This window comes from Clostridium sp. YIM B02555 (assembly GCF_022320955.1).
Classification (GTDB): domain Bacteria; phylum Bacillota; class Clostridia; order Clostridiales; family Clostridiaceae; genus Clostridium; species Clostridium saccharoperbutylacetonicum.
Genome location: NZ_JAKJJY010000013.1, coordinates 72,686 through 94,816, shown reverse-complemented (window position 1 = coordinate 94,816; position 22,131 = coordinate 72,686). Strand labels below are relative to the sequence as shown.

General features: G+C 27.9%; 19 protein-coding genes. 5 read left to right on the top strand and 14 right to left on the bottom strand.

Features of this window, described 5'->3' with window-relative positions:
- The first annotated feature begins 755 nt into the window (after positions 1–755).
- On the top strand, positions 756–1,523 hold the full coding sequence (locus tag L3B98_RS17615; protein ID WP_238917707.1) for a hypothetical protein: 768 nt from the start codon (positions 756–758) through the stop codon (positions 1,521–1,523).
- 244 nt (positions 1,524–1,767) lie between these two features.
- Here the strand turns inward: L3B98_RS17615 and L3B98_RS17610 are convergent, their stop codons facing one another.
- The 4 genes from L3B98_RS17610 to L3B98_RS17595 all read right to left on the bottom strand — a co-directional run bounded on the left by L3B98_RS17610 (position 1,768) and on the right by L3B98_RS17595 (position 4,878).
- Positions 1,768–2,094 (bottom strand): hypothetical protein, encoded by a 327-nt coding sequence (locus tag L3B98_RS17610; protein WP_238917706.1) that lies wholly within the window; start codon positions 2,092–2,094, stop codon positions 1,768–1,770.
- A 42-nt stretch (positions 2,095–2,136) separates the two neighbouring features.
- Positions 2,137–2,895, bottom strand: a complete 759-nt coding sequence (locus L3B98_RS17605; protein WP_238917705.1) for a hypothetical protein — start codon at positions 2,893–2,895, stop codon at positions 2,137–2,139.
- Between the two features lie 159 nt (positions 2,896–3,054).
- Positions 3,055–3,498 carry an NUDIX domain-containing protein gene (locus L3B98_RS17600; RefSeq protein ID WP_238917704.1) on the bottom strand — a complete coding sequence of 148 codons (444 nt, stop codon included), beginning with the start codon at positions 3,496–3,498 and terminating at the stop codon, positions 3,055–3,057.
- Positions 3,499–3,603: 105 nt separating this feature from the next.
- Complete coding sequence (locus L3B98_RS17595; protein ID WP_238917703.1) at positions 3,604–4,878, bottom strand: DNA cytosine methyltransferase; 1,275 nt, start codon at positions 4,876–4,878, stop codon at positions 3,604–3,606.
- A gap of 184 nt (positions 4,879–5,062) precedes the next feature.
- On the opposite strand from L3B98_RS17595, the gene L3B98_RS17590 reads away from it, so the two are divergent.
- Positions 5,063–5,959: a hypothetical protein gene (locus L3B98_RS17590; RefSeq protein WP_238917702.1), complete on the top strand. Its 897-nt coding sequence runs from the start codon at positions 5,063–5,065 to the stop codon at positions 5,957–5,959.
- 449 nt (positions 5,960–6,408) lie between these two features.
- Here the strand turns inward: L3B98_RS17590 and L3B98_RS17585 are convergent, their stop codons facing one another.
- From L3B98_RS17585 to L3B98_RS17550, 10 genes are all read right to left on the bottom strand, one after another.
- Entirely contained in the window at positions 6,409–7,992 is a 1,584-nt protein-coding gene (locus tag L3B98_RS17585) for a DUF6119 family protein (protein ID WP_238917701.1), read from the bottom strand.
- Positions 7,993–8,133: 141 nt separating this feature from the next.
- The gene (locus L3B98_RS17580; protein ID WP_238917700.1) at positions 8,134–9,339 is read right to left on the bottom strand and encodes a UvrD-helicase domain-containing protein; all 1,206 of its coding nucleotides are present in this window, start codon (positions 9,337–9,339) and stop codon (positions 8,134–8,136) included.
- A gap of 370 nt (positions 9,340–9,709) precedes the next feature.
- Entirely contained in the window at positions 9,710–10,054 is a 345-nt protein-coding gene (locus L3B98_RS29145; RefSeq protein ID WP_343073694.1) for a hypothetical protein, read from the bottom strand.
- A complete protein-coding gene (locus tag L3B98_RS29140; RefSeq protein ID WP_343073693.1) occupies positions 9,979–10,284 on the bottom strand; it encodes an N-acetylmuramoyl-L-alanine amidase in 306 nt (101 codons plus the stop codon). Before L3B98_RS29140 ends, L3B98_RS29145 begins: the two co-directional genes overlap by 76 nt.
- 22 nt (positions 10,285–10,306) lie before the next feature.
- On the bottom strand, positions 10,307–10,441 hold the full coding sequence (locus L3B98_RS29135) for a hypothetical protein (RefSeq protein WP_343073692.1): 135 nt from the start codon (positions 10,439–10,441) through the stop codon (positions 10,307–10,309).
- Between the two features lie 273 nt (positions 10,442–10,714).
- A complete protein-coding gene (locus L3B98_RS17570) occupies positions 10,715–11,170 on the bottom strand; it encodes a GyrI-like domain-containing protein (protein WP_238917699.1) in 456 nt (151 codons plus the stop codon).
- A 110-nt stretch (positions 11,171–11,280) separates the two neighbouring features.
- Positions 11,281–11,547, bottom strand: a complete 267-nt coding sequence (locus tag L3B98_RS17565) for a sugar phosphate nucleotidyltransferase (protein WP_015390514.1) — start codon at positions 11,545–11,547, stop codon at positions 11,281–11,283.
- A 445-nt stretch (positions 11,548–11,992) separates the two neighbouring features.
- Complete coding sequence (locus L3B98_RS17560) at positions 11,993–16,417, bottom strand: hypothetical protein (protein WP_238917698.1); 4,425 nt, start codon at positions 16,415–16,417, stop codon at positions 11,993–11,995.
- Positions 16,395–17,492 carry a permease gene (locus L3B98_RS17555; protein ID WP_238917697.1) on the bottom strand — a complete coding sequence of 366 codons (1,098 nt, stop codon included), beginning with the start codon at positions 17,490–17,492 and terminating at the stop codon, positions 16,395–16,397. Before L3B98_RS17555 ends, L3B98_RS17560 begins: the two co-directional genes overlap by 23 nt.
- A gap of 368 nt (positions 17,493–17,860) precedes the next feature.
- Positions 17,861–18,940: a mannose-1-phosphate guanylyltransferase gene (locus tag L3B98_RS17550; RefSeq protein ID WP_238917696.1), complete on the bottom strand. Its 1,080-nt coding sequence runs from the start codon at positions 18,938–18,940 to the stop codon at positions 17,861–17,863.
- A 210-nt stretch (positions 18,941–19,150) separates the two neighbouring features.
- On the opposite strand from L3B98_RS17550, the gene L3B98_RS17545 reads away from it, so the two are divergent.
- The 3 genes from L3B98_RS17545 to L3B98_RS17535 are packed head-to-tail and all read left to right on the top strand — an operon-like array spanning position 19,151 to position 22,128.
- Positions 19,151–20,287: a glycosyltransferase gene (locus L3B98_RS17545; protein WP_238917695.1), complete on the top strand. Its 1,137-nt coding sequence runs from the start codon at positions 19,151–19,153 to the stop codon at positions 20,285–20,287.
- A gap of 8 nt (positions 20,288–20,295) precedes the next feature.
- On the top strand, positions 20,296–21,807 hold the full coding sequence (locus L3B98_RS17540; protein ID WP_238917694.1) for a response regulator: 1,512 nt from the start codon (positions 20,296–20,298) through the stop codon (positions 21,805–21,807).
- Positions 21,808–21,822: 15 nt separating this feature from the next.
- A complete protein-coding gene (locus L3B98_RS17535) occupies positions 21,823–22,128 on the top strand; it encodes an Hpt domain-containing protein (protein ID WP_015390508.1) in 306 nt (101 codons plus the stop codon).
- Positions 22,129–22,131 lie beyond the last annotated feature (3 nt).

Here is a 22,131-nt window from a genome sequence, read left to right as displayed (position 1 = left end):
TAAATTTCACTATAATAATTTTTACAGTTAAGGTAACTATTTTTTATAGTTTTATTTATATTAGAAAATGTAAAATTTCTAATTTGCATATATTTTTATAGCTTGTATAATTACAACAGTTCAATTGTTTTTATATAATACATACTGCATGAATTACATTGTTATCCCGTAATATCACATTTCTTAAAAATCTTTTAATTCATCTTTAAAACTCCTATAATAATAAACTTCCCTAATCTAAAGAGTCAATTATAGACATAATCATCATTTTAAACTCATTAAACTCTGAAATATAAAAAAAGATAGAACATTCATCTCCTAATATTCTATCTTGATTATACATCTTTTATTACAAATTTTATATATTTTTACCATATTACCTGTAATTTTTTTGCATATTTCTATTATTAAATCATATAAAGCACCCAGCTGCACTTCTCCACATCATACTTAAGTTCAAACACATTTTCAAAATCCCCAATAACAGCACTACAAGTAAACACTAACTTTTCTTTTCCAATTTTAATTTTAACTATATCTGGTTTTTCTTCGCTATAAATTCACAAATAATAATTAGTTTTACCGCCTATATACATATTTTCCTTAGATATTCATTCATTTCATAATACTACCACAATTTAATTATTTTATAAAATAGCTATTTCATATTCATGCACTTACACGTAGTAACATAATCCCCCAATATTTATAACTTATGTTATAATTTATTTATCAAATAATACGGAGGTTATATTATGGCGGGAAATGAAAAACAATTATGTACCTTTTTATTTAAAAATTTAAATAAAATATCTCTTAATCACCTTGGTCAAATTACATCTCTTTCTAATCCTCAAAACAATGCTGGACAACCTATTCCAATCACTACATTTGAAGAATTAAACGCCATCAAACCAGATTCTTCTAGCAAAAAAGCTGATATTTATATAAATAACATTGGTGTTTCTCTAAAACAACATCCTTCTTGTAATTTGTTTAATAGATTACAACGGTCAGAATTACCTGTACTTCTAAAAACTTTAAAAATTGATAATTCTGATAAAATAATTTCTAAATTTGATTATGCTATCCATCAACTTCATAATGGTCAAATTAGAGGTAGAAATAGATCTTGGAATGATTTTTTATCTGAAGACAATTTTAAAATAATATTAAAATACTTAATGATGACTGGAAGTCCTAATATAGGAAATTCTATGTATCCTGCCAGTTTAATATTAGAGGGACCTAAAGACTTAACGAGTACTATCGATATATCTGTTTTTACATTTGATGAATTTTTCCATAAATATAAAGATAAAATTAAAATTGCTATAAGACGTTCTTGGTATGGACAAGCAAGTGATACTGAACATAATAGAGCTAGCGGACTTATGTCAAAACCAGGAAATGAGCGTTGGGTATTTAATACTATATCAGGTAAACCAAGGGGATGGAGAGATTCAATTCCACCTAATAAACGCAAAACTGTATATTACTGTATGATTGAAAAAGTAAAATAGAACTATTATATAAAAGGCATTATCGAATTATTGATAATGCTTTATTTTTATGAACTCAAACTATTCTTTAATATATTTAATACAGTATTTATATAAGGTTGTCTCTATTCTATTATACCTTACAACTAATATTTTTTATTCTTGAAACTGATATAGAACTATATATATAATATTACTAATTAAGGATAATTTACTATAGGTAGTGTAAATTCTTATTTTATATCCATAATAAGTATTAATTTTTCTAACTATTTTTTTCTACTCCATCTCTCATTGAGGCAACCTTTACTTCTGACTTTCCACTTAATATCTCAGCCAAACTATAATAGCGTGGACCTGGATTATTCACTACAGGTTTTGGACAATGCTTTAACACTATTTGTTCAGTTTCTGATAAGACATAAAATCTATAATCTTCATTACTATCAAATTTCCATTCGCTCTTTCTCTCTTCAATATAATCTAATAATCTTTTTGAATATTTTAATTTATTATTTTGAAGCACAGTTTTATATGAAAAATCATGTGGATTTAATAATAAAATTTCATCTATTCTATATAAAATCTCCATATTTCCACTACCTTTATTCCTAAAAGTAATAAATATTGAACTCTAATACGAATAACTACTAGGAAATGCATGAATATTATATTTTTTAATCACATTAAACGTATTTCCAGCTGGTACTGATAAAACTTCTTGCTCATAAAAATTCATATTTTTATCTACTCCTGCAATAAAATTAAAATATTCAATCAATATATTTTGTAATAATATTTGATTTGAATTATTTCTAATTTCACTTCTTATAATTTCTATTAAATCACTCCATGTAATACTCACAAAATTTTCATTACTACCATCAAAAATCTGATGATATTTTGTAAGCGATATACCTATTCTTGGAATATTATTATCACAAGGATAATGTTCAGGGTCTAAATATTTTTTCAGTTGATCTTTTATATTTTTGACATTTTCCAACTTCACACTTTTAGCCTCAATAACAATAACTAAAATCTTTTCATTAATTAGCTTAGCGTTACTTCTACTATAAAATGTTATGGTAATATCTCTTCTTATAGATGGTTTTCCATGAGAAATCATCTCTGCATCTATTTGTATAAATTCTGAATTTCTTAATTTCTTTATATCATTACCTAGCAATGTTTCAATTTTTGATGATACTGATTGCAAACTAATAATTTTCTCTATTATTTTAGTATCCAATTTAAGTAAGTACGCTAACCCTTTTGTCTGCTTTGTTTCTTTGCCCCCATCTATAAGGTCAAAAATAGAAGATTCCAACTTAGAATTTTGTTCTTGATATAATTTAAAATTTGTTTTAACAGTTTGATTTTGAAGCTTCATATTATCTTTACCTCTTTGCCATACAAATAGAAACAAAGTATTTATTTCTAAACTCTATCTTTTATACTACAACAATTTCAGATTTCCCCTTGCATTTCTAAATATACAATCATGCCTTGCACCATGCATTCTTATCGCCATGCTAGGCACTATCAATATTTATTTAATTAAATTTAAAGCTTTTAATGCCATAGTTTTTATATGTGGCTTAATATTATCATTATTAATTATTTCATCTTTAGACATCCAGTAAAATTCATTACTCTCACCATCTTGTGGTTTTAACATTTCTTCATCAGTCTTTGCAAAATATATAAAATCTATGTTTTCAACAGTGTGTCCTATATTTTCTAGTAATACATTAATTGGTCTATGTAATTGCCTAACTCTCCCTAATTCAAGTTGATCTTCATCATTATATAATTCAATTTTTAATCCAGACTCTTCATATACTTCCCTTATTGCTGTCTCATGAGGTAGCTCTTCTGGTTGCATATGCCCCCCTAATGGAAAGATAGAATTATGTTTTTTATGTAAATGAAGAAGTACTTTTCCTTTATTTATCACATATACTGTTGATGTTAATGTTCTATTTAAATTCAAATTAAATCACCTCTTAGATAATTATTAATATAAGTTTCTAAACTATATAAACTTAAATACTATAAACATAAACCCTCTAATAAAATCAGAGGGTTACAATATTAATTATTGAGAAACTGCAACTTCATTAGAAGAATCCTCAGTACCATCCTTATTTTCAATATACTTAACAGCCCAATCTGCAATTGGTTTTGCTACTGCCCTTGCTAAAAATACTGGAACTGCATTTCCTATCTGCTTATACATTTTATCAATTCTCCCAGTATCTTTTATTTCATTATTTCCCCCATCACTTATGTAATACCAATCTGGAAATGTCTGTATTCTTTTAATTTCCTTAACTGAGAGCCTTCTATTATTCTCTTCTCCATCTCTAAATATCCATTTATCTTTACCTATCTTTTCCATTGGCAATCCACCTGGATGAATGGGTGCTTGCCTTCCAGATGCTTGGATTGTAAAGCTTTGATCACTCCAGTTTTTCTTCCTATTTCTAGACATAAATATACTTGAATAAGAACCTGTAAAGTACTCACCCGGGTTATTTCTCAAGTCTCCAATTGCCTCCTCTAATGTAATGAATTCACTAAATCCAGGCATATTTCCATGAGTTGGATTAGGATATTTATATTCAAAATCAATATCTGTTCTCACACCAACTAAAATTACCCTCTCTCTAATCTGTGGAACTCCATAATCTCTAGCATTTAATAATTTATGATAAACAGTATATCCTGCTGCTTTAAAGTCTTCTACAATTTGCTTGAATACTTCTCCTTTTCCTAGAGTCATCATTCCTTTAACATTCTCTGCTACAAATATTAGTGGTTTACTTTGCATTAAACATCTAATAAAATGAAGATATAAAAAGTTTCTTTCGTCATCTATAAGTCTTGGTCCAGCTTCGGAAAATCCTGGACAAGGAAATCCCCCCAAAACAATATCTGCTTTGGGAAATTCCTTAATTTTCCTTATATCGCTCAAATCAAGGTAAACTTTATCTGAAAAATTCTTTGAATACGATTCTGTTGCCTCTTTAAAAAGGTCATTTGCATAAATTGTATGAAAAATGCTTTTTTCTCTTTCTACATTAAATGATTCCTTGTCTTTAAACAACTCTAACGCTTCATTATTTCCTATTACTGCTTGCAATCCTGCTAATTCAAAACCTAAATCCAGTCCGCCACAGCCACAAAAAAGAGATAAAAGATTGAACTTATCTTTTCTATAATCAAGTTTACTAAAATCGATCGTGTGACTACTTGATTCAAAGTTCTTTCGCTCTTCTTCTATTTTTTCTCTAAGAATTTTATTTACATCTTCAGCTGTATAATCTGGAGCAGGCTTAAACTTTCCTCGCCCTCTCTCATTAACTTGCATTTTATGACCTCCTTTAATTCATTAACTATCCGTTTTTTGTCTAATACATAGTTTAACTGAACTAACCCGAATAGTCAACGAATGTTATATTTATGTATATTATCCCCATATAATTTGTATGATTATACATAATATGTTAATATATTTATAACAATCATTTTTTTTACACTGGGGGGGTAATAATATGACAATGAATTTTGGTGAAGCTGAAAGATATATTCACAGTCTCTTCAGCATAAATAAAGTAATCCAATCAGGAAATGAAACATATAGAATTATAGAAAGTGGAAAACCTACTACACCTCAAGGAGAACCTAAAACAGATATTTATGTTCTATTGTCAGATGGCAGTAAAAATTATGAATTGAAAATTTCTGTTAAAAAAGATAATGCAGATTTTCTTGAAAATAAAACATCAGCTGAACGCGCAGAACAAATTTTTGGTCCAGACTGGATGAATATAGTTATAAATTCAACCTTACAGTTAAAAAACAGCTTTGATTCTAAACCACTTATTTATAAGACAAGTCAAGGGAAAACTGAAGAAGGTGCTATAACTTTAGGTTGGAAATTTGAACTTTTAAATAAAAAAAGTGGACAACTATCTGATCAAATATTACTTTCAAAGGAACAACTTTTTGACATATATACTGGAACTAACTTACCTCTTGATAAAAAAAATGCCTATGTAAATGGTAAGATAATCGAAAACTCTGGAGTAGCTAATACAATTTTGTTTGGTGACTTATCAAAATTTGATAGTGCAGAATCTGTTATTCACTCTCTACAACTTATTGATTCTTACATAAATTATCATCCAAATATTTATTTTGCTTGTAAAGCGTTGAACTATCGTACTTTCAAAAAAAAATATGATGGTGATCGCCCTCTAAGTGTGTTCGTAGATTGGAATGTAGTGAATGGTAAATTAAATCCAACATTAATATTTAATACTCCTTTAATTACACGTGGTAATCAAGTAGCTAATAAACTTACAAACGCCCTATTTCAACTCGGTCTTAACGATACTAATGACATCAATGCAAGCAATGTTTCATCTTTAAATTATGTTCATTTCTAATATATTCTACAAAAAAGCAGCTACCTATAAAACTAGGTAGTTTGCTCTATTTACAAAATTCTCATTTTTTTAGTATAAAAACTAATTAAGTATTACTTCAATTTATAATGCTCTTATCCATATAATAGAACTCAAATTTATCTTTTACTCTAATTAATAATTCTAAACCTACATTTTTATTTAGAATATTTTATTATATGTATTTGTCATTGAAAATAAATCAAACCTTAGATTAAAAATATCATTTTTTACATAATGTATTTTAAAATAATATAGCATATCTAGTTGATGGTCGGAAGATGGCATTCCGACCATTCTATGGCTCAAGCATCTTAATCATTAACGGAATAATTTCAAATTATTATTTAACTTCATTTTGCTCTAGTTTATATTTTAATTAAGTATCTTCTACCTAACCTCAGAGATCATAGCACAACTCAAGAATACTTTTATTCCTTAAAATTTATTAATAATCTAGGAATAAAATTATTTTCTTTAACACAATGATACCACTCCATAATTTTCATTTTAAAAATTATAGACTTTATATTGTTTAGGTTAATGATATTATTTTTTACTATAGCTTTAGAATCAAATATAAGTAATAAGCCTATTCCTTTAATTTCCCTATTTAATAATTTTCCATTAACCTCTTCCCTTTTATTAGGATCTTTTAACACTTTCACACTAAGTGTAGATTGATCAATTGCATAAATCAATTTACCATTTTCACCTATTTTAACATGATATAAAGTATTATCTTTATATAAATCTCCTAATTCAACATCAACATTGGCATATTTAATAAAATTTCTATCATAGCATTCAAAACCATAATCACACATATAATACTTATTATACACAAATTCATTATAATCCGTTTTTTCTTTACATATCTTTTTTAATTCTTCTATTTTCTCTACCTTAAAATTGTAGTCACTGTTACTTTCTATTTCATCACTTATCCTATTTAAATTTTCCTTAAGATATTCAATATAAGATTCATTAAACTCTGACCATTTTCCATTTACTATACAGTAATATTTTCCATTCTTTTCAATTGTATAATCTATTACTTCCTTTAAATTCCTACTATATGTATTATTAGTTTCGGATTCAAAACTTATTCTAATATCATTCAAAAGCTTATTATCAATATTATTTTTAGTAATATAGTCTTTTACTATATTCACATTTAAAGTATCTACTTTTTCTCTTTTACTACTATTTTTCATATATAGTTTATAACTGATATTATCCTCTGTAATTAAATTAGTTCCAACTAATCCCAAAAACTCAAATCTTACATTTAAATCTCCATTTTTTATATCATTATGTAATTCCTCATCTAATGAATTTATAAGTTCTTTATCTATTTTATCATTCAACACTTTTACTCTAGGGACTTTAAATTTTGGTGGTTGGATTAAATATAATTCTATCTCCTTTATAAAATTTATCAATTCACTAACTTCAATATCTATTTGAAAACTTGCAGAATATCCAAACTTAACATTTTTCCCAAACTTATCTGTATCAATTGGCTTTGCTTGTACATAAAATGTTGCTTCACCTTCATCGAATTCTAGATTAATATTATTATTATAAACTACTATTTCCTTACTTTTATTTATATTGAAGTATTTTGATACTTTAGAATGAACACCACTTGAATCTACAAGTCTTTCAGCTAAATCTAACCCAAAATTATAATCACAGTATTTTTGCAAATAAAAATACGAATTGCCGTAACTTACAGCATAAATATAATTATCATTTTTAATTATCATAACTCCATACAAATTACTTCGACTATAATCTGCCGAATCTAATTCTTTAAATATGCTTTTATATTGTTCTACCCACCATATACTCCCTTCATTATCCTTTTGTAAAAAATACAACTCTAACTTATGCCCATCAATCTCTGTTTCTCCTATAATTTCCAGCTTCTTTTCAGTTAATTCTTTTATTAATGATACTTCATTTTCATTTTTAATTTTATATATATTATATTTTCGTTTTCTACCCATTTCTTATACCCCGCTTTAACCATTTTTTTATTGCTACTAATACTATTTTACTCAATCATTTCATCTAATTTCTGATATAGTTCCTTTATTTTAGCTTTTGATTCTTTTTTTATCGCTGCACCTCTTCCAAAAAACTTATACTTATTTTCTGAAATTAGCTTTTCTTGCTTCCGGTTTTTCTTTCTCTATTCTTTCAGCTTCTAGCCTTTCTTTTTCTATTCTGTCTTCTTTGGCAAGTTGTTCTTCCATTGCTACTGTTTCTTTTTGTTGCTCATTAATTGATTCTATTTCAGAGTCATCAGTATCTGCTTTTTCTAGCTGAGCAGAAAAAGAAATATTTCTATGTGTTTCTGAATTATCAAATTTAATAACATATGATGAATTATTATTATCTACTTCAATAATTCTACCAGTAACAAACGATTTATGTTGTATTTTCTCTCCAACGATAAATCTAATAGTATTAACTACATTAATACTATTTTCAGAATTTGCTATAAAATCATTTGCATCATTAATTAAATTTTCTTCTAATTCTACTGTATAATTTAGATATGTTTTCTCTGTATTGAAAATGAATCTTGATGGGTATCTATAATTTCCATTAAAATTCATACCCTCTGCATCACTTAAAAACAATGCATTTTCTGCTCTTGTATAACCGCCATATGCCAATCTACGTTCCTCTTCCATTTTTTCTATGGTATCAGTCTTTTCACTTGGAAATATTCCTTCATTTAATCCACAAATAAAAACATATGGAAACTCCGATCCTTTAGCTGTAAGCAAAGTCATCATTTTTACTGTATCTTTATTATCTTGAACATCTGTATTAGTGTACAATGATATTTCTTGCAAATAATCTTCTAATGTAGCTTCTTCACCTGCATTATTTTCATAGTCAGTTACAGAATTTTTTAATTCAGCTAAATTATCAAGTCGCTCATCTTCTCCACTTTCTCTTAACATGGCTTCGTAACCACTATTATTTAATATAGATTCCACATCTTCAGTATCCATTACAATAAAATTGTCTGGATAGCCCATGGTATGTATATCTTCTTTTAATAATAATCTGCAAAAACCATGAAATGTTGATATTAATCCTGTGTCGTTATCTCCTATTACAGCTCTAATACGTTTTTTCATTTCACGTGCAGCCTTATTGGTAAAAGTTACACATAAAATATTTGAAGTTGAAATTCCTAATTCCTTAACTAAATAAATATATCTGTTTGTTAATGCTTTTGTTTTACCACTACCAGCTCCTGCTATCACACGGACATATCCTTCTGTTGTCGTAACGGCTTCCCTCTGTGCTTCATTTAACCTATTAAGAATTGTCATTAATCATAAAAACGCCACCTTTTATAGTCATAATCTCATTAAATATTGAGACAGAATTATATATTATTGTTCCTCTTATAAACATCCTAATCGTGTGTATCCTACTTATACTTCTTTCAATTCCATGCTCTTAAATTTAATTCTCTAAGTTGCATTTTCACTTTATATTCGTACATATATTAATCTCTTATTTCTTTAAATAGCAAAATATTTTTATTTCAAATGATAATAAAATTTTATCATTATATCAATAAAATTACAATTTTCCCCATAATAAAAAACATCCTAACGAGAATGCTTTTTATTATATAGTTAAATTTACTTTTTTGTTTAAATATCATTTTTTCAATTCAATTTAGCTTTTGTTATTCTAATTAACATAATTAATCCAATTTCCATTTCCGTCAACTTTCCAGCCATCCGGTGTAAGACAATCCCTATGCATCTTCCCATCATCTACAAAACATAGCACACACAACCACAAAATCTTATCCTTACTCCCTCTAACCATCTTGCACTCATCATCTAAGTAATACCATGCATTATAACCCCCATCATAATACCAGACATCCTGCAAAGCATATCCTCTATTATCAAATATATAACACTCTCCATTAATTTCTTTCCATCCATTATCAATTATATCGTAATATCTGTTTTCAAAATCTGTACGGTACCACAAGCCAATATCATTTCGATTCCACCAAGCTTCCATTCTCCATCACTTGCTCCAACTAATCCATTTACAATAGCCCTTGCTATAACTTTAGCATTATATTTATCTGCATCGTCACTATCAGCAAATAAGCATTCAACTAATATTGCAGTCATAACAGTCCTATTCAAAACAATACGATTTCTTGTCTTTATACCTCTATCAGACAAATTCAAATCACCTGCTAATGCATTTACAACTTTCACAGTTATAACTATTACTCTTATCAATTCTAAGTAAATTAACTACATGTCATTTCTCTTGCAAATACTGTGAAACTAAAAATCCAATCATTCTACTGCAATTGCTTTCATCAAGTCGATCAACAACACCACATCCAACATTTCCACTTGCACTATGATCTACTGCAATAATAAAATTACTCATTTTACACAACTCCCCTTTCAATCATTAATTTCCAAAATATATCTTCTAGAATTAATTTTTTCTATAAAATAAAAAGAATGATCTACTAGGGTGAATAGATCATTCTTCATTCTGGACATTTATATTTAATAATGGGTAAATGATGTTTAATTATCTTATAAATTTATAATATATAAGATTTATGTAAAGCATGTTGCAATTTTTTTATTAATTCAGCATTTTAAAAAATTTAGAATTACCTCAATAATGCATTAGAATTTGTCTTAATATTTTTTATAATATTGGTACACAAATTTCACAGAAATGCTTATTTATCATTTGTATTGTATAACGTTCAAGTATAGGTCTTTTATCATCAAATTGATAATTTCTTTTTGATAGCTCATCAAATATCTCCATCCATGCTTTTTGTATAGCATCTGCAGTATGACTTATTTTAAATATGCAATATTCTCCACCAATAATTTTTCCTAAATGAATATATTTGTCATCAATCTTGAATTCTTCTGAAACAACTATACATGCATCATAACGACAATTTTTAGGTTCTGTGAATTTAGGGTTATCTTGAGCTATACCTAATATTATTGAACCTTCATTAAATAAATTTTTTTCTCTAGCCCAACTTTTTAATTGCTCCATTATTTTTGAATTTTCTGAGCCATAAGGGCCTGTTCTTCGTATATAAGCTACATGATATGATGGTATTATTTCAATACAAGTATTCATAATTCTACCTTCTTATTTTTATAAAGTACATCGATGCCTAAATTCATACTATAACTCTTTAAAATGTATTTCAACTTATTTTTTAAAATTTCCAAAAAGACCTTTGTCGTCTACAAAGCAGTTTCTTTATTAGCAGGTTCCACAAATATATTTTCTTCTTTAATACCTGCAAGTTCATTTTTTACTTTTTCTTTATACTCTGAATTTGTCACAACATAAATATTATCTTTATCTATTAATGGGATTACCCTATCAACAGTATTAACTAAAAAACTTTTGTCGTTAATAAGCTTCAAAAATTGTTTCGGCTCTCCGGCTCTTGATAGAGGATATAATCTACTGCCTTTACCTCCAGCTAAAATAAGCCCGTATATCACGCATTTTCAACTCCAAGTAATGATACTAGTTCATTATATGTTTAAACCTTTATATATGTGAAACTCACTATAACCGCCCCGATATTTTTTTACAAAATAACAGCATAAAGGTTTTAACTTATAGATATCCAATTTAAGAGTTTAACTTATAAATGGAATATGTATGCATTATTCAGAAATTATAAGCGTAACACTACACTAGAAATATGATACATTTTTTTCTGGAGCAGGCATGTGAAATTGAGCTGATGATGGTTATTAGTGGAAGGTTGTTCCACTTTCTGCTTGTCATAAATTTACTTTAGGAACATGCAGAAATGGGTGCAACCTTCCACTTAGAACCTTCCAGCGAAAATTTCACTAGTACTGCGGAAGATAACTGTATCATATTTCGGTAATTGTTGCGTAAGTCTAATTCTTGGTTTGGATATCTATATATAAAATTCTACTTTTTGCATTTTTTAAATGCAATATAACACAATCCTATTCCTACAAAAATAAAAATAAAGCTGAAATAATATAATTTTCTAATAACTACTTCTATAGTACCTTTTCCATCTTCATCAGTTATAATCCCTGTAGTCACTCCATTGAGTTTTAGTACGCCTCTATCTTTAAAACTTCCAAGAGAAATCTCCCATAAAGGATTTGGTGACTCAGAGTAATTTAAGAGCACTTTATCCCTAGAAGGATTACTTATTTCAAAATTCCTTTTCATTGTATCAACACGGCTATACTCAACTTTATGACTTTCTAAATTACCCTCAAAGAAATTATCAATATTATCCCCTTCAAAATACATTACATTATCAAGTGTAATAAGCTCTTTATATGGGAGAATACTATAGTTATTCATTTCAATATATCCTTTTTCTGTTTTATTACCAAGACATAGAATATTGAATTGCATATATTTTGCCCCTGCTGGTGCTTTTACTACTTGTTGATAGTTATTCCACTTAGTCTTTTCTTTTTCTTCAACATCATTTATGTAGGTTGCACTTATATATTGGTTATTTTCATCAAGAAACGTAACCTTCATATGCCTCTTTCTTATATTTTCAGAAATAGCGTTAAAAGTAACTAAGTATTCTTCTTCTGGTACTACAGCAGCTTTCCTTGAAGCATAATTATACCAGTTAGTAGCATTGGTTTTATCAAAATCCAGATGCAAGGTGTCTCCCTCTATCCTATCCTTCATCATAGTATCACTTAAAACGTCATCTCCCCCTCCACCTTCATCATAAATATCCTCAATATTATCTACCACTTTTATTTCATCAGGCTGAAATTTATGAATATCTGCTATTGTACTTACAGATGGTACCTTACTATCAAAGGTGATTTTCATTTTATATTTTCCTTCTGAAAGAGAAACATCATGGATTGTTATTGTATTATAATTGTTAATAATGCTGTCCAAATACTTTATAGTTTGCGGAAATGTCTCATTTAATGGTTCTTTGTCAACCACCATATCTTTTTTATTTCCATTGGATGCCAATTCTGAGGTTAATATATCTTTATCAAGCACTGCATTATTATTTTCATCTAAGAGTTTAATATTCAGCTTTCCATTGTTTTTACTAACTCCATTTATCTTTAAGGAAAAAGAATACTTACTATCCTTAACAATATCAATATCTCTTTCCAATACACCATTTTGAGAACTTATTCCCTTTCCCATACTTAGTTTAGGATATGTTCGTTCACTTTGAATATTTCCTGAATAATTAAAATCATTTTCAGCTTCTAATACTGCAAATATATTGCTCCTCTTTATTGCAGCATTTACTGGGAAGGATATATTATCATAATCATCCTTAGGAATTACCGCAAGAACATTTACAGCATTGAAACCTTCCTTATTTTCAACTGAAATTTCATTATTTCCAGAATTGAATTCATACTCTCCAAGCTCAATCCATTTAAATTGTGTTAAAGAATTATCCTTCGTATTTACATCTACTGCTTTTCCATTTATTTCAACGCCAAGTTCTCCTCCTTTAGCAGAAACTAATGTCCTCATATAGACTTTTGCCTTTTGCTTATAGTCAAACTTTTTAGTCATTGTAAACTTATTTGGTTTTTTATACTCTCCTAAATCATATATATTTATCTCATGAATCCACCAATAATTCTTTTGCTCAGGTTTTTGATAACTCAAAAGTTCCATTCTCATATATGCACTTCCACTTGGAGAAACAAAATCACCTTTAAAATTAACTGCATCAAAATTAACATCCTCATTTGGTGCCACTACATAATTTGTGCCCAAATCATTCATTTGCCTGTCAAAGAATCTTACTTTTATATGCATCTTATTTGTTCCTCTTCCAGAAACTACAATATTAAATTTATATGGATTATTTGCTTTAGCATCAAGTAATCCCGATTTAGCAACCTGCCAAATATTTTGAGGGTCACCCTTCATAATTTCCCCTTGTAAAACTGGTACTGAATTGTTGTTTGTTATTGGATTAGAACCAACATTAAATATTTGAGGATTATCTGGTACAAAAAATTTTTCTGTTCTAAGCATAGAATCAAAATCTGCAACAAGTGACCCCTTTACGCTATCAATTTTAGTAGGTGGTACATCTAATCTACTTGTAGCATATGTAAGTGCCACTCCAGAATCAAAATCAAAATCATAAGGAAAGTTTTTCAAACCTTGTGAAGATAAATACCAATTCCAATCATTATTACTAACTAAAGTTTTACTCCATTTCAAAAAAGCATCCCCATCATTAATAACATCAAAGGGATAAACATAATTTTCTTTTGGAAGATTTGAAAGTAATAAATCATTATAATTATTAACTTCAATATAATCACCTTCATTCATTGCTCCAATATAACTTTTCCCCTCAAGAGAAGAAAAGATGACTCCATAATTTTTAAAATCAAAATTTGGTACATTGGAATAACTCTCTAATCTACTATAACCATAAGGTGTCATTATTTTTTTAGGCACATTGTATAAATACGGTATATTATCCTTTACATCATATAAACTAAATATTCCATTCTCATATGTCTTCTCTAAACCTTTCTGATTTTTTAACATCTCAAGATTAAATTTCTGCCTTACTTCTTGTCCACTATATTCATTATGGTACGCTAATTCATTTACTCCAAATGCCGATGTAAGCTTCCCCATATTTTGAGTCATTCCCTTATCCAGCATACTTTGAAGAAAATTCATGTAATAGTTAATGCTTAAGCTATTACCTTCATGTTGAAAAATCGTATTCTTCTGGGAAGAATATACCTGAATATCACCAGTAGCCTTTTCAACTCCACCTTCATCATTATTTTTATTCCAAAAAGGTGTCGCTACACCATTATAGCTTTGTATCATATTATCTGCAGTTGGAATATAAAGCACTTTACTATCAAATTTTTCTTTATCCTTGAAATGATTTTGAACTTCAAGATAATCTGAAGGTATATTAATAGGTGTATAAAAGCCATTAATATAGTGAACATAAAAAGGTGCTAGATATAAACAAAAAGATACAATTACAAGAACGATAACTGATATTTTCGCAAAATATCCATAGGACTTATTTTGAAACCTAACAAAAAAGCTTTGAATTCCAAAGGTCAATAATACACTAAAGCCTACTGCCATCAACCCCACAAATTTATTTGGATCTCGAAACATAGATCCTATAATAGGAGTTTTTGAAACAATAAAAATAAAGGTATCAGAGAAAAAGTCCAAGTTAACTCCAGTGGAAAATATCATAAAAAACGCTGTACACAAAGCAAAAAAACCAATTATATTATATTTATAGCCTTTAAAAAACATTGCATAAAACACAAAAAGAATAATTACTGCTCCACCTAAATAAAAAGAAATGGATAAACTCGATAAGTCGAACATTGGCCACCAATAAGAAATAAAATAAACAACATTTTTAATCGAACTATTTCTACTAAACAAGGAAAGAGTATCTACAACATTAATATTGTGCTGTGAAGCTTGAGCTTTAAATAAAATACTACCAAAATATGCAGATAACCAGTAGGCACTAAAACAACCAAATATACAACCAAATAAAATTATCTTTTTTATAGTATTTATTAAAATACTATATATTCTATTTTTATTTTTTAGTCCCGCCTTAATCATAGCTTTTCCTATAATTAGTACTCCAATAATACCCATAAAAATGATATCATAGAAAAAATAATGAATAGCCCCTGCACTTATTGTAAAAACAATGCTCAAGAAAAATATGTCAACTACATTTCTACGGTACAACTTTCTTGAATAAACGTAATATCCTGGTATTAATTGTTCTTGAAATTTAGGATCAAAGGTATTAAAGAAAAACATTAATACCACTGGAATTAGACTGTATCCACAAAGAAGATATATATGCTGTATCCTAATTACCGCCCATGGATTAACCGCATAGAAAATTGATCCTGTTATTAATGCAAATACTTTAAGAAAATCAAATTTTTTTGAAAAATAGATACTTACAATTCTTTTAGAAAATAAATACATTGATATTGCCGAGGTTAACATCAATACTGTAATAAAACTTTTTACAAATATAGGTCCATCGTAATTACATATTTTTGATAATAGATAAAGAGGATAAATATAAGCTAATCTAGGAACATTCAAAAGCGTTGATGTACTCCAACGCTCATTCCAAATGCCAAATATTTCATTCATGTATCTTTCAGATGTGAAGCCAAAAGCCATATCACTAAAAACAATCTGACCTTGCTTATAAATAGGAGCTAACATACACAAAATAATTAGAATCATAATATTTATTGAAAAAATATCATAACGATATATATAGATATACTTACTAAGTTTCTTACATATTCCTAATTTCCTCATCTATCTTATCCTCTTTATTTTTTATTTCATTGTAATCTTTCAACAACTTAGATTTTATCTCTTTTAGTTCATCTAGCTTCTCTACAGAATTATTAATCAGTTCAAGCGTTTCCTCCATTTCAGGCATAACCTCACCGAAGATCCCATTAAGTTCTGGTGTAATCTTATCCAAAAGCGTAGCTTTAATATTCTTCTCTATATAATATATAACTCTAACTGCAATCACCACTGTAAATGCTAATGACAACATGAAGAAAATAAACAAATAAATAAAAGAATTATTTATTGGACTAAAAATTAACTTCTCACTTTTCGATGCAATAATATATAAAGAATTATCTCCTAAGTCAATAAAGCTGTAGGATAATCTTGTACCATCTGATACTTCAGTATTTGTGTCACCGTTCAGCATTTTTTTTGTATACTGATCTATTTTCATACTATTTGCACTATTAGCAAAGGTTGATGCCACAATTATAAAATTCCCATTATAAATATCAATATTAACATCATTATTATTGTTTAAAAGCTCATCGAAAAAAACCTTATTAAATTCAAATGCAGCAAAGCCGATCACTTCTCCATTTTTAATAACTTTATTAAAAATAAATTGATATCCTTTTCCATCTTTAACATAGAAATCACTTATATAATATTGCTTTGTAAATTTTGCCTGCTTAATTACTTGGTTTAAGTTTTCGTTAAATTCCTCTGTTCTATATGTATATACTGGATTAAAATTTCGATCTAATATATATACATTTCCCAAATATTTAACATTCTTCAAAATGCTCATGTCAATGAACTTATTAGAATTGTCTTGTTCAAAATAATTCATTGCCTGAATATTTGAGAAGCTATTTATATCCAGCTTCATAAATTCATAAAATTGCTTAATATTCTGTATTTTCTCGTTTCTAACACCTTCAATTTCTTTAGTTCCATACTGATTAAGATAATTTTTAGATTGAATTATAAAAAATGCATTAATTGAAATTAAGGGTAACAAAATAACTATTACAACTGCTAAAAAAACAATTCTTCTTAGATTTAGCAATCTTCTTTTCTTTCTCATATAAAACCTCTTAATATATATATTTCAATTATCAATGTTCAATTATAAATTGTCGTTAGTTACGAAATCTTTTCAGGATTTCTTGATGAGAAATGTGAAATTATAATCATAACACTACACTAGAAATTAAATACATATTTGTGCAAGCGGCATATGAAATTAAGCTGTGATGGTTATTAGTAGAAGGTTGTTCCACTTTCTGCTTGTCATAAATTTGCTTTAGGAACATGCAGAAATGGATGCAACCTTCCACTTAGAACCCATCCAGTGAAAATTTCATTAGTCCGCTGTAATAAATATGTGTTTAATTTCGGTAAGTTCCGCATATGTCTAATTCTTGCTTTGGATATCTATATAAAGAATACTATTTATAAATAGCAATCTCTATTACAAATTTTTAAATTTTCAATTATTTTCTTAATATTTTGAGTATCTTCTTTATTGGCAATAAGTAATACATCTTCAGTATCAATAATTATCACATCTTTTATTCCAACTGTTGCTATCAACTTGTCTTGTGCTTGTATAATTGATTTTTTAGTATCAATGGTTATAACATTTCCTTTTACAACATTCCCATCATCATTAGTTCTATTTATCCTTTCAAGAGCAAGCCAGCTTCCAACATCGTCCCATCCAAAGCTTCCTGGTATAGTATATATATCATTTGCTTTTTCCATAATTCCGTAATCAATAGATTCAGATTTCATATTTTCAAAAGCTTCTTTTAAAACAATTTCTGAATTGCTTTCACCTATAGTTTCATATATCCTTTCTAGTCCATTATACATGTCAGGAAGTAATTCTCTAATATTTAATAATATGCTTGAAGCTTTCCAAACAAACATTCCACTATTCCACAAATATCTTCCTGAAGCTAAGTACTCTTTAGCTGTATTCAAATCTGGTTTTTCGACAAAACTATTTACTTTATATACATTATTTCCTCTTGAATTTTCAAAATTTCTTTCAAAATTTATATATCCATAACCCGTTTCAGGATATGAAGGCATTATCCCTATTGTTATAAGATTATTTTCTTCTTCTGCTACATCTATAGCAACCTTTAAAGTATCTATGTAAAATTCATTGTATTTTATTAAATGATCTGATGGAAGAACTATCATAGTAGCATCACCATACTTTTTCTTAACATGCATTGCAGCTAAGCCTACGCATGGAGCAGTATTTCTTGCAACTGGCTCTAACAATATATTTTCTTCTGGAATATTAGGTATTTGACTCAAAACTAATTCCTTATAATCCTTATTTGTAACTATAAAAGTATCTTCAATATCAACCAAGCTTTTCAATCTTTCTACAGTAAGCTGAATAAGAGTTTTTCCCTCCTCTGTTAAACTCAAAAATTGCTTTGGCATGTTTTTTCTACTTCTAGGCCAAAATCTTTCACCTTTGCCACCTGCCATTATAATTGCTGTATTCTTCATATCCCCAACCCCTTAATCATTATGTTACATATAGGTTATTTACCATCTAATTTATATTATACATCATAATATAAATATATCATAATTTTACAATATATGATATAGTATATAGTATATATCACATATTTTTACAATATGTGATATCCAATAAATTTTTAACGCATATTTTTCATACCATTCTATGATATGAAACAAAAAGGAGCATCAAAAATGGAAAAAATTTTAATTATAACTGATTTCAAAAAAGATATCCCCTATGAATCCATAATTACTTTTTATGAACTTAATATAATAAATTCTAATTCCATAGATTCTATTACCGAAATAACTGAACCAGTTGTAATTATTGATGTGGAAAAAGTTTCAGATGGAATTGAAATTACAAATAGATTACGGAATATAAATCCATCCTCAAATGTATTACTTATAAATAACTTTCTTTCACCTGCAGAACATTTAATTTTAACAAAAATAAAGGGCTATGGAAAAACAAAAATATTGCGCTGGCGAAGAACTTATCCTGATGAAATTTTAATAAATGTTCAGGATTTATTGCATCCAGAATTCCCTAGTAAGATATCTGACATTGCAATTATTATACCTGTATATAATGAAGAATCTCGCTTTGAAAAAGTATATAGTTTTATTCAAAAATTAAAATTTCTTTTAGACGAAAGTTTCACAAATGCAACAATTTATTTTGTAAACGATGGGAGCAAAGATAATACACAAAAACTTATTGATAAGTTACTAGAAGTTGAACATGAAGAAACTACAACAATTTCGAACTATTTTCAACTGAATACTTACGAACTTGAGCAGAATACAAGAAAGGCCGGTACGTACCTTGAAGGACTTCGTTCAATAAATGCTAGTGTAATGATTTTCGTAGATGCTGATGATTCTTTTGAAATAGGCGATATTGCAAAAATGATAAACATCCTAAATATAGGGTATTATGATATTGTTGTTGGAACAAAAGATTTTTCTGCAACAAATCGTTCAATTTTAAGACGATTAATATCATTCTTTAAAAGACTTCTTACAAAACCACTCTTACCCAAAGGTATTTATGATTCACAAACAGGCTTAAAAGGCATAAATGCTAATTGTTCAAAAATGCTTCTTCCATATTTACATGATAATACTGGACTAGCTATTGACCTTGAAATGATGTATATAGCAAAAAAACTTAACTTTCGAGCTTTACAGCTGCCAGTCAAATGTATCGATCAAGAAGGTTCACATGTAAATATAGTGAAGGATTCAATAGCCTTTTTAAAAATAATACTAAAACTTCTTACTGTAAATAAAAATATTTCTTTAGATAAAAATGATATTAACTGAGGTGATTTATGGACAATAATTTCATTGAAAACAATCAATTATTAATGTCTAGTATACTTAATACTAATAATTCGGGTATCTTAGTCGCAGATCCTAACAAGGATGGTTACCCTATTATTTATGCTAATACTTCTTTTTTAAATATTACAAAGTACTCAAAAGAAGAACTTCTACAAAATAATTTATTCGATATAATTTTAAATAATTTAGATGCTTCAACTAAAAAGACTCTATATGATTTAATTATTAATAAAGAAATAATAAAAAACAAACTTTTAAATTATAAAAAAGATATGATTAATACTTATATTTCACTTAGTTTTCATCCTATTTATGACACAAATAATTCTCTATTATATTTTTTATTTTATTTTGACGATATAACAAAAGAAATATCATTAAAAATTCAAAAAGAAAAAGCTTTAAAAACTGAATCTTGTTTTTTATCAAACATAAGTCACGAAATGAAAACTCCTTTAAACTGTATAATAGGAATCGTTGATCTTTTAACAAAAACAGATTCCTCTGATATGGACAAAAAATATTTAGACACACTAGAAAGCAATTCTAAACAGTTATTGGACTTAATAGAAACCATGCTCAGTTTATCAGAGCTTGACTCTGGCAATGATGGTTCAAACAATAGTTTATTTAACATTACCGACTTGGTAAATTCATTAGTCGATGATTATAAAAATAAAATTCTAGGTAAGGGATTGTCCTTTAATTATAATTATGATGAAAAAATCCCTCCTGCTTTAATTGGAGATAGTGCAAAATTAAAAAAAATCTTATCTTCATTATTAGATAATTGTCTTAAATTTACTGACAGTGGTGAAATAGCTTTTAATATAGACCTTAAAAGTATCGAAGAAAACAACAAACTCTATATTAGTTTTACGCTAAGCGATACTGGCTTAGGCATACCAAAAAGTGAACTATTAAACATCTTAGATTTCGGTTCAAGATTAAGCAACTTTGCATATGACAAACATCGCCTTACACTTTTTAATGTTGCTCTTGCAAAAAAATTAGTTGCTCTAGTTAATGGTACAATTGACATTAAAAGCTCTTCTGATACTGGAACTACTGTGAACTTTATTTGCCCCTTTGAAATAATGCCTAAGGTAAACTCAAGTAGTAGCAATGAAACCCAAAAAATATTAATAGTTGAAGATTCTGAAGATAACAGATTTTTGTTTCATTCTTATTTGAAAAAAACTCCTTATAGTATTGATGATGCAGAAAACGGAAAAGAGGCCTATGAAAAATTCAAATTAGCAACTTATGACCTTATACTTATGGATATACAAATGCCTATAATGGATGGTTATACTTCAACTAGTCTTATAAGAGATTATGAAAAGCAAAATAACCTGCCACCAACTACAATTATTGCTTTAACAGCATTTTCCTTTAAAGAAGATCTTGACAAAGCCATAGAAGCCGGTTGTAATTTTACCTTAACGAAACCAGTAAAAAAAGCTATGCTGCTTGAAACAATAAACAATGTCTTATGAAAGGTGTTTTGAAAAATGGATACTAATATTGTGCATGTTAACATTGAACTTGAAGATTTAATCCCTAACTTTCTAAAAAATAGAGCCGCTGAAATTAATTCCTTAAAGGAAGCTGTTACTAATTCTAACTTTGAAGATATTAAATTTTTAAGCCATAGCTTAAAAGGAACTGCTGGAGGATATGGCTTTGATCATCTATCTCTCTTAGCAAAAGAAATAGAGTTAGCTTCCATGAACAAATCTTTAGAAGAGATTGAAAAACTAGTAATAGAGTTGCAACAACATTTTGATAATATTGAAATTATTTACGTGGAGGAATAAACT